Genomic DNA, 10,495 nt, shown 5'->3' with positions numbered 1-10,495 from the left:
ACGTTTACACCATTTATTGGTTTGCCATTTCTGGCGTTTTGTTATTTTCATAACTTCTGACTATTTTCTCTATTCGGTTGTTAATGTCCTTTTCTATAATTCTTGCCGGCGGTGTTTCCCGCTGACAAAAATTATAGTACCATAAATTTTAAACTTCGTCAACAACTTTTTTAATTTTATTTGAAATAAATTTTTTTTTTTATAATTTATCATTAAAACTATCTTCTGTTTTTCTAATTAAATCATGTAATGCTTTTTGCCTTTGAAGATATTTAGCTCTTCTTTTATTTACACTTTCTTTAGTTGTATTTATTATTGGTAATAAAAACCCTGCTATAATTCCAGCTGAAAATCCATTATTATAAAGATTAAGTCCGCCATGAATTACACCAATACTTTGTACCACAGCTATATGTAACATTCCTGCCACAACTCCCCAGATAGGACCATATACACCTGCAATAGGAGCTAGAGAAGTTCCAAACAATCCTGATAAAGCTATTGTAAAACCATCTGTAGTGCTTCCAAACTTTCCTAAAAATACTCCAAGTAATATTGGAGTTATATTTAAAATTGTTTTTCCATAAGCTGAGAATCCAACTATTGTTAATATTCCTGCTAATAAAGGACCGTTTAAAGTTTGACCTAATAAAATTGGATACATCATAGCTACAAACCCCATAATTCCCATATTTATAAAAGTAAGTCCATATCCATATTTTATAACAAAGTCACTTTTTAATCCTGTATCTTTTAATAGCGTCTTATATCCTGAAAAACTTTTATTATTTATATAGTAACCTATAAATATTAATGATAAAAATACTCCACTAGATATAACTTTTAATTCTAAGTCATGTTCCGTTGAGATTATTCTTTGAGGAACAACAACAAATTGATAAAGTTTTAAAACTGAAGCTATCACAGCTCCTAGTATTCCACCTGTAAATCCTAGATTATAAAGATTAAACCCTTCATGAAATCCTGCCATTTTCTTAGCTAATGGCGTTACAATAAATCCTATTACAATACCTAAGACTATTGCATTTATATAGGCATACTCACTCAATACATGAATATTAAAAGCAACTTCACTTATAAACGGTGCCAATGCACTTGTAAAAGATATTGTTACTAAAATATCTTTGAAATCTATATGCTCGTATTTTGAGTAAAGAATTCCACCCACATAGAACGGCAAAATATTTAAAATATTTTTTCCAAAAAAGGAAAATCCAAACACTGTAAAAAATGATGCTATCGCTATACCGTTTAGTGGTGTTCCTAGAAGTCTCATTAAAGTATAGTTAAATATAAAAATTAAAAAAGCATTTAAAAATGTAGCTCCCATTCCACCAATAACTAAAAAATCAGTTATCAATACCGTCGGAGATGTCAAAATCCTTATAAACCCTGCTAATACATTTTCTTTTCCTCTTAAAACAAAATAAACAAACATCGCAAAAAGTATCCCTGCTACTATTTCTGTCAGAAGCCAAATCTTTTTGCTTCTATTCCCTTTAAAATTATCCAAATTTATCACCCCTTTTAACTCTCTATTAAAATTTTAATATTTTTTCCATTAAAAATCAATTTTTTTATATATAAATCATTGACTTTTCAATACTTCAATGATAATATTTAAACAAAAGTTTATTTGAATAAACATTTGTTTAAGCGGAGGTGTTTATGACCAACAGAGAAAAAGAAATTTTAAAGTGGATTGAAGAAAATCCTTTTATATCTCAATCTGAATTGGCAGAGAAAGCTGATATTGCTCGTTCATCTGTTGCAGTACATATTTCTAACTTAATAAAAAAAGGTAAAATAATTGGAAAAGGATATATTATACAAAAAAAATCTTTCGTTTCTGTTATTGGTGGAACTAACATTGATATTTCAGCTCAATCTTATTCATCTTTAAAAGACTACGATTCTAATCCTGGGAAAATTAGTACATCTTTTGGTGGAGTTGGAAGAAATATTGCAGATAATTTATCTAGATTAAATCAAGATGTTGAGTTAATAACAGTATTAGGTGATGATTTTAATGGTGAAGAGATTAAAAGGAATTGTAAGTCTTTAGGAATAAATATATCTAACTCCTTAACAATTGCTAATTCACCAACGTCAACTTATATATCAATTTTAGATGACAATAATGACATGAAGCTAGCTATTTCAGCTATGGATCTTTATAATAATCTTTCCATAGATTTTATTAAATCTAAGAAAGAAATTTTGGATGAATCAAAGTTATGTATAATTGACACTAATATACCAAAAGAAACTATAGAATACATTGTTAATAACTTTTCAATTCCATTATTTTTAGATTGTGTTTCTACAACTAAAGCTTTAAAAATAAAAGAATTTATTGGAAAATTCCATACCATAAAGCCTAATCAACTTGAAGCTGAAATTCTTTCTGGTATAAATATTATAGATCAAACTTCACTACAAGAATGTGCTAATTTCTTCATTCAAAAAGGAGTTAAGCAAGTTTTTATCTCTTTAGGTGAAAAAGGGGTCTTTTACTCTAACGGTGAAATATGTGGCCATATGAAACCATTTAAAACAAAAGTTATAAATACCACTGGTGCTGGGGATGCTTTTATGTCTGGAATCGCCTATAGTTATTTAGAAAATTTAGATATTATTGAAAGTTGTAAAAATGGTATTGCATGTGCTGCAATAGCTATTTCAAGTGAAAAAACAATAAGTGATAATATGTCTTTAGAAAACATTAATAAAATCAAGGAGGAAAATTTATGAATTTAGCAAAATATTTAGAAATTTCAAAAGAAGTTAGGGAAGCATTAGAAAACAACAAACCAGTTGTTGCTCTTGAGTCAACTATAATATCTCATGGTATGCCTTATCCACAAAATGTTGAGACAGCTTTAAAAGTTGAAGAAATTGTTAGAGAAAATGGTGCTGTACCAGCTACTATCGCTATTTTAAACGGAAAACTTAAAGTTGGTTTAAGCAAAGAAGAGGTTGACTATTTAGGTAAAAAAGGTTTAGAAGTTACTAAAGCTAGTAGAAGAGATATTCCTGCTATATTAGCCTCTGAAGATGATGGTGCTACTACTGTTGCATCGACTATGATTATTGCTGCTCTTGCAGGAATTAAAGTATTTGCTACTGGAGGTATTGGTGGCGTTCATAGAGGTGCTGAAACAACAATGGATATATCTGCTGACTTAGAAGAGTTAGCTATGACTGATGTGGCTGTTGTTTGTGCTGGAGCTAAATCAATTCTTGATATCGGTTTAACATTAGAGTTCTTAGAAACAAAAGGTGTTCCTGTTCTTGGATACCAAACCAAAGAATTACCTGCATTCTATACTAGAAAAAGTGGATTTAAAGTAGACTATAAAATGGATACACCTGAGCAAATTGCTAAAACTTTAAAAGCTAAATGGGATGTTAATCTAAAAGGTGGAGTTGTTATTGCAAATCCAATTCCTGAAGAGTTTGCTATGGACTTTGATACAATCACTAACGCTATAAATAATGCTGTTGCTGAAGCTGAAGAAAAAGGTATCAAAGGAAAGGATAGTACTCCGTTCTTACTTGCTAAAGTTAAAGATATTACAAAAGGAAAAAGTTTAGAATCTAATATTCAATTAGTTTTTAACAATGCTAAATTAGCTTCTAAAATAGCTAAAAACTATTGCGAATTATAAAATATAAAATCCCTCTTTCATATATTTTGAAAGAGGGATTTATTTTTTAATAAACTAAAAATATTAAAAAAAAACAGGAACATACAAGTCCCTGTTAAATACTATTTTAAATGGCTGGGGTGGCTGGATTCGAACCAACGCATGACGGAGTCAAAGTCCGTTGCCTTACCGCTTGGCGACACCCCAACATCAATAAAATAATATCATTTTTTTTAAACATTGTCAACGATTTTTTATTCTTCTACAATTTCTTCTTCTACTACTTCTATTGGTGTTATTTCCTGCGACATAACCTCTTTGTACTTAGCTATAACAGAATCTGTTATATCCTTTCTAAGTTCAGGTGTTATCGGGTGAGCTATATCCTTGTATTCTCCATCAGGCATTTTTCTTGAAGGCATAGCAACAAACATTCCTTTTTGACCATCAATTACTTTTAATCCATGAATTACAAAACATTCTTCAAAAGTAACATCTGCATAAGCTTTTAACTTAAGTTCGTTTTCATTTTTCACTGTTCTCAATCTTACATCTGTAATTCTCATTCTAAATGCACCTTCCTTATGATTTAGTAGTTTTATTTAAAATTGCAAAGAAAAATCTCGCAATCGTTAAATCTGTGTCTTAGTTTACTAATTTTTTCATCAATACCCTCTATTAAAAATGCATAAAATGCACTTCCACTTCCAGACATAAAAAATTTTAACTCTTCTACTTCTGCTAATCTTTTTCTAAACTCAATCAAATTTTCATCTGATTTCAACAGTGCTTCTTCTAAATTATTTTCAATGTATTTTTCAACTAATAATAAGTTATTCTCCTTCAACCCTTTTATTATATTATCAATATTTGATTTTTGGGGATTCTCTATATTTTTCATCTGTTTATAGGCTTCAACTGTGGACACTCCAAACGGTGGCTTAACTACGACCACAGAAACTTTTAAATTATTTTCAATCTCTTGGATTTTTTCACCTATACCTTGAACTCTCGAAGGTTTGTTTAGTATAAAGAAAGGAATATCTGCTCCTATACTTTTTCCTAATTCTACTAACTCTTCAAAAGATAAGATATTACCATGAAATTTATTTAAAAAATTTAAAAATATTGCTCCATTAGAACTCCCACCACCTAATCCTGCTTGATGTGGAATAATCTTTTCTAAAAAAACCTCCATACTTAAAGGAGCTAATTTTACTTTTTCATAAAATTTTATATATATTTTATAAAGGATATTACTTGAATCCACTGGAATATCCTTTTTATTTGTTTTTATTTTTAAATCGCCACTTTTATCTTCAACTTTTATTGTTAAATTATCACATAAATCAATCGGTATCATAGTCATATCTAAAAGATGATATCCATTCTCTAAGACACCAACTACATTTAAACCAATATTTATTTTAGCATTTGATTGAAGATCAAATATTTTCATTAAAATATATCCTCCTCACCATCTAAATCAATAACTATACCTTTACTATCTAACAGTTCAACTAATTCAGATGTTTTACTCTTAGCTACATTTCCTTCTGGTACCTCTAATATTTTAAATTTGAAATATTTATTATAATACTCAAGCTCCAATTCCATTCCAACTTTAACTTCAGTACTAGCTTTTGCTACTTTACCATTTAATTTTGCTTTTCCACCATCAACTACTATTTTAGCAACTGGTCGTCTTTTTATTATTCTACTTACTTTTAAAAACTTGTCTAATCTCATCTTGTCACTTCCCTTTTCGTAATATTATATATACCTTATTTTTTTCATATGTCAATAGTTCTAAAAAATATTTTTATTTTTTAGCCTCTTCCCAAACTCTATCCATCTCCTCAAGAGTTGCTTCTTCTATATTACAATTCTTTTCAACATATCTAAAACGTCTTTCAAATTTATTGGATGCTTCATCTAAACAAAGCTCAGGATTTATTCCTAAATGTCTAGATAAATTAACTAAAGCAAAGAACAGATCTCCTAGCTCTTCTCTAGCTTTTTTCTCATCTCCAGCCATAACTTCATCTCTCAATTCATCTATCTCTTCTTCTACCTTATCTATAACTCCATGAATTTCAGGCCAATCAAATCCTACTTTAGATGCTTTTTTTTGAAGTTTTTCAGCTCTTAAAAGTGCTGGCATTCCCTTTGGAACTCCATCTAAAATAGAGATTCTTTCTGCATGCTCCTTTTCATCTTTTTTTATTTTTTCCCAATTAATTAAAACTTCATCTGATGTTTTTACAATTATCTCATCTCCGAAAACATGAGGATGTCTTCTTATCATTTTTTCTGAGATACTGTCAATAACATCTTCTATTTTAAATTCACCTTTTTCTTCACATATATTAGATTGAAAAACTATTTGAAGTAATAGATCTCCCAATTCACCTTTTAATTTTTCTCCACCCTCATCCATAGCTTCTAAAACCTCATATGTTTCTTCTAATAAGTGAGGTTTTAAACTTTCTAAAGTTTGCTCTCTATCCCAAGGACAACCATTAGGTTCTCTAAGTTTTTTTATAATCTCTACTAATTCATCAAACTTTTTCATTTAAATCATCATCTCCCTTATACCAATATAAAAATTTTAAAATATCTTCAAAATAATATAATCCTCCCTCTTTTTGAGAATATCTAGCTTTTTTTTCCTCAATCAGCTTCATCAATTTTTCAAAATTTACGTAATCATTATTAAATTTTAAGAAATATTCTCCATCTTTTTCTACTATTTCTTCAATTTTCAAATCTTTAGCTAGTATTTTTATCTCTAAATACCTTAATAAACTTATTACCTCTTTAGGTAATTCTCCAAATCTATCTACTAATTCTACTTTTATCTCTGATAATTTTTCTAAATCTCTTATATCAACTAATCTTCGATAGATTATTAATCTTTCATCTCCCTCTATATAATCTCTTGGAATATACGAATCCTCTTTCAAAATAATTTTTGTTTCAAAATCCTCTTTATAATCTCCTTTTACTTTAGCTATCTCCTCTTGTAATAATTTTGTATAAAGGTTATATCCAAAAGTTTCTAAGGCACCATGTTGCTTATCTCCCAATATTTCCCCTGCTCCTCTTATTCTCATATCTTCTAAAGAAAGTTTAAACCCTCCTCCAAACTCCCCTATATCTTTTAAAGTTTCTTTTCTCTCAGAAGCTTTTTTACCCAGTTTCTTTTCTTTATCAACTATTAAATAACAATAACCTTTTCTTTTTCCTCTACCTACTCTTCCACGTAGCTGATAAACTTGAGAAAGTCCTAATTTATCGATTCCCTCTATTAAAATAGTATTTGCATTCTCTATATCAATTCCATTTTCTATAATTGTAGTACTCAATAAAATATCTATATCTCCATCTTGAAACTTTTTTAACTTCTCTTTTATATTTTTAGGAGACATTTTTCCATGAATATAATCTATAGTTACAAATTTAGGTAAAATTTTCTTTAAATCATTTAACTTATCCTCTATTCTTTTAACCCTATTAAATATATAAAAAACTTGTCCTTCTCGAGCTATCTCTTTCATAATAGATTCTCTAATATCTTTCTTATTATCATTTATAAAACTAGTTTCTACAGGAACTCTTCCCTCAGGTGCAGTTTCTATAACAGATATATCTCTAATTCCCAATAATGCGTAATTTAACGTTCTAGGAATAGGAGTTGCCGTCAGAGTCAACATATCTACATTACTTTTCATTTTTTTTAATTTTTCTTTATCTTTTACTCCAAATTTTTGCTCTTCATCAACTATAATAAGTCCTAAGTTTTTAAACTTTAAATCTCCTGATAAAACTCTATGAGTTCCAATAACAATATCTACACTTCCATTTTCAACTTTTTTTATTATCTCTTTTTGTTCCTTATCTCCGCTTAATCTACTTAACAGTTCAAGGGTTATTGGATAATCTTCATATCTTTCTACAAATCTATCATAATGTTGCTGAGCCAAAACTGTTGTTGGTGCTATTATCAAAACTTGTTTTCCATCCATAACACATTTAAATGCTGCTCTTATAGCTACTTCTGTTTTCCCATATCCAACATCTCCACACACAATTCTATCCATAACTTTTGAAGACTCCATATCCCTTTTTACATCTTTTATAGCATTTTTTTGATCTCTAGTTTCTATATATGGAAACTTTTCTTCAAATTCTTCTTGCCAAACTGTGTCTGGAGAAAATTTATAACCAGTACAAAGAGCTCTTCTAGCTTGAATTTCTACAATCTCTTTAGCAAATTTAAGCATATCCTCTTCTAACTTTTCTCTTCTTCTTTTAAATCCTCTTCTTCCTAAGTTATATAGTTCAGGAGTTTTTCCAGTTGATACTAAAAATCTTTCTATTTTATTCAATCCTTCAATAGGTACAAAAAGTTTATCCTCATCTGCATATCTTATTGCTAAATAATCTTTTCCATCAATCTCTTGAATACCTAAATAAATTCCAACACCATAATTTTCATGAATAATGTAATCTCCCTCTCTAATTTGAGAGATATTTTCATATTTTATTCCATCTTTTGTACTTAAAGACTTTACTCTTTCAGTATCACCTTCACTTTTAATTACATCTATTTTTTTAGAAAGATTTTCTATTTTCTCATATAACTCTCTTATTTGTTGCTCTTTATCTCTTTCTCTTACTATCGCTTCTTCTAATTTATAACTTATTATTTCAGCATTTTCTAAATAGATGTCACACGCTCTATTCTCTTTTATCTTTTCTAAAAGCTTTAAAAAGTTAATTTTCATTAAATTATTTTTGTTTATATACATATCTACTCTATTTATTTTTTCAAAACTTTTTTGATCAAAAATAGAAAAATATGTTATTCTATCAATTTCATCTCCAAAATACTCTACTCTAATTGGATTCTCTCCATTCAAAGGAAATATATCTACAATATCTCCTCTAACTGAAAACTCCATTCTTTTTTCCACTAAATAATTTTTTTTATATCCATTTTTTTCTAACAATTCTATAATATTTTTTCTTGCTACTCCAGTTCCTAGCGTTAACGTTAAAATATCATTATTTAAAGAATATTCTGTTAATAAGCCCTCTAAAGAGGTTAAAATTACTAATTTTTTATTACTTTTTAAACTTTCTAAAAGTTGGTAGTTTACTCTATAGTAATCATCTTCCTCTTGTATATTTGAAAGTTCAATTAGATCTATATTTTCTTGATTAATCATATTCTCAAAATAAATATCTATATTTTTATTAGAGGACCCTATATATACTACACTATTTTTATTCTCTATTAAAAATTTTGGAATATCTTTTCTAAACATATACGCCTCCGATTCTTCTTCATTTTATCTTTATTATACATTATTTATTTCAAATTAAAAGAAAAAGAGATTGGATTACTCCAACCTCTTTTAATGTATGTAAATTAAATTAACTAAGAGCTAATTATGCAAAGAATCCAAATACCATAGATCCTAGGATAAGCATCATTGCTCCTCCTACTCTTGAAGAGATTTGTGCGAAAGAAATAAGTTCCATTCTATCTGCTGCTCCAAGAACTGCGATATCTCCCGATCCACCTCTATTAGCCATACATAATCCTGCTGTTATAGCAGCTTCCACTGGGTAGAATTTCATTTTCTTAGATGCTAACATAATAAATACAACTGCACCTAAAACTATTGCTAAAGCGATTACTAAATTGGCAAAAGATAGAGAGTTTATTATCTCTTGTACATCTGTTCCAAATCCTACTGCTCCCATTAATACCCAAATAGTATATTTAGAGAAATATGCTTGAATCTCCTTTGCTCCAGCTTTTAATGCTGCAGGAACAACATTTAGTATATTTAAAACGATAGAGTAAATTACTAAGAATGCTAATCTATGCATTTCAAATGGGAACTTTAATGAAGTCCAAATTACTCCTGATATATGTGAGAACATAAATAATACTCCGATGAAAATAAATGCTGATGCGATATCTTTTGCAGTAACTACAACTTTAGGTCCCGCTTCCTCTTTTACAGCTTCTTTAGTATCATCTAATATTAAGTTTCCATTTCCTGTTAATCCTGGATGCTTCTTTCCAAGTTCTTTTAAGAACGCTCCTGTGAATATAGCTATAACGTTAGCTATTGTTAATATAGAGATAGCAAATGCAAACCAATCTTTTGGATTTCCACCAGTTTTTTGAGCCCACATCTCTGACATAGGGATAGCTCCTGCTCCAGTTCCTCCACCCATTATAGGTAAAACATAGTTCATGATAATATCTAAAGGCTCTTTTCCAAATAAGAATCCTACTCCTACTCCACCTAATGTAGCTCCTGCTACTCCGATTAAAATTAAAGGAATATAACCAGCTATTGATTGAAGAAGAGTTTTTCTATTTACTGTTAAAACTGAACCAACTATTAAAGCTGGAATAAATAACTCTAAGAAATTTACTGGTTGCTCACCATAGAAAACATCAATTGCTTTTAAAACTTTTGCTGGAACTAAGTTATAAGTACCCATTACTGCCGATGCAAAGAATACTAAAACTGTTCCTCCACCAATGTAGTCATTCCATACTGGAATTCTATCACCGATTTCTCCAAATAAGATACCAAACACTGCTAATATACCGAATATTACTAAAAAGTTACCTCTTAAAAAAGCAGCTTCTTTTCCACCAAAAGGTACATACACAGTTAATGCAACTATTGCTAATAAACCTAGGAACATCTGAATTGATAATCCGCTCCACTTTGACTGTTTTGGATCAAACAGTTCTTTGAAATTTTTTTGTGCCATTTTTCTCCCCTTAT

At 29.2% G+C, this 10,495-nt stretch carries 9 protein-coding genes and 1 tRNA gene; 2 read left to right on the top strand and 8 right to left on the bottom strand.

What is annotated here, in order from left to right; translation table 11 throughout:
* Positions 1-199 precede the first annotated feature (199 nt).
* Positions 200-1,534 carry a DUF1576 domain-containing protein gene (locus tag ACRC8M_RS00830; RefSeq protein ID WP_438527385.1) on the bottom strand — a complete coding sequence of 445 codons (1,335 nt, stop codon included), beginning with the start codon at positions 1,532-1,534 and terminating at the stop codon, positions 200-202.
* Positions 1,535-1,689: 155 nt separating this feature from the next.
* On the opposite strand from ACRC8M_RS00830, the gene ACRC8M_RS00825 reads away from it, so the two are divergent.
* Entirely contained in the window at positions 1,690-2,775 is a 1,086-nt protein-coding gene (locus tag ACRC8M_RS00825) for a PfkB family carbohydrate kinase (protein WP_438527384.1), read from the top strand.
* Positions 2,772-3,692, top strand: coding sequence for a pseudouridine-5'-phosphate glycosidase (locus tag ACRC8M_RS00820; protein WP_438527383.1), 921 nt, complete (start codon positions 2,772-2,774; stop codon positions 3,690-3,692). Before ACRC8M_RS00825 ends, ACRC8M_RS00820 begins: the two co-directional genes overlap by 4 nt.
* A 111-nt stretch (positions 3,693-3,803) precedes the next feature.
* Here the strand turns inward: ACRC8M_RS00820 and ACRC8M_RS00815 are convergent.
* From ACRC8M_RS00815 to ACRC8M_RS00785, 7 genes are all read right to left on the bottom strand, one after another.
* Positions 3,804-3,878, bottom strand: a tRNA-Gln gene (locus ACRC8M_RS00815).
* A gap of 47 nt (positions 3,879-3,925) precedes the next feature.
* The gene (spoVG, locus tag ACRC8M_RS00810) at positions 3,926-4,237 is read right to left on the bottom strand and encodes a septation regulator SpoVG (protein WP_023049991.1); all 312 of its coding nucleotides are present in this window, start codon (positions 4,235-4,237) and stop codon (positions 3,926-3,928) included.
* A gap of 32 nt (positions 4,238-4,269) precedes the next feature.
* Positions 4,270-5,130 carry a 4-(cytidine 5'-diphospho)-2-C-methyl-D-erythritol kinase gene (ispE, locus tag ACRC8M_RS00805; RefSeq protein ID WP_438527382.1) on the bottom strand — a complete coding sequence of 287 codons (861 nt, stop codon included), beginning with the start codon at positions 5,128-5,130 and terminating at the stop codon, positions 4,270-4,272.
* Positions 5,130-5,420, bottom strand: a complete 291-nt coding sequence (locus ACRC8M_RS00800; protein ID WP_023049993.1) for an RNA-binding S4 domain-containing protein — start codon at positions 5,418-5,420, stop codon at positions 5,130-5,132. Before ACRC8M_RS00800 ends, ispE begins: the two co-directional genes overlap by 1 nt.
* A gap of 73 nt (positions 5,421-5,493) precedes the next feature.
* Positions 5,494-6,246, bottom strand: a complete 753-nt coding sequence (gene mazG / locus ACRC8M_RS00795) for a nucleoside triphosphate pyrophosphohydrolase (RefSeq protein WP_438527381.1) — start codon at positions 6,244-6,246, stop codon at positions 5,494-5,496.
* Positions 6,233-9,004: a DEAD/DEAH box helicase gene (locus tag ACRC8M_RS00790; protein WP_438527380.1), complete on the bottom strand. Its 2,772-nt coding sequence runs from the start codon at positions 9,002-9,004 to the stop codon at positions 6,233-6,235. The genes mazG and ACRC8M_RS00790 overlap by 14 nt, the downstream gene beginning before the upstream one ends.
* A gap of 124 nt (positions 9,005-9,128) precedes the next feature.
* The gene (locus ACRC8M_RS00785) at positions 9,129-10,481 is read right to left on the bottom strand and encodes a 2-hydroxycarboxylate transporter family protein (protein ID WP_438527379.1); all 1,353 of its coding nucleotides are present in this window, start codon (positions 10,479-10,481) and stop codon (positions 9,129-9,131) included.
* Between the last annotated feature and the right edge of the window lie 14 nt (positions 10,482-10,495).

This window comes from Cetobacterium sp., assembly GCF_051653945.1.
In the GTDB taxonomy this organism is placed as follows: Bacteria; Fusobacteriota; Fusobacteriia; order Fusobacteriales; family Fusobacteriaceae; genus Cetobacterium_A.
The sequence above is the reverse complement of the archived record's forward strand: the minus strand, read 5'-3'. Positions and strand labels throughout refer to the sequence as shown.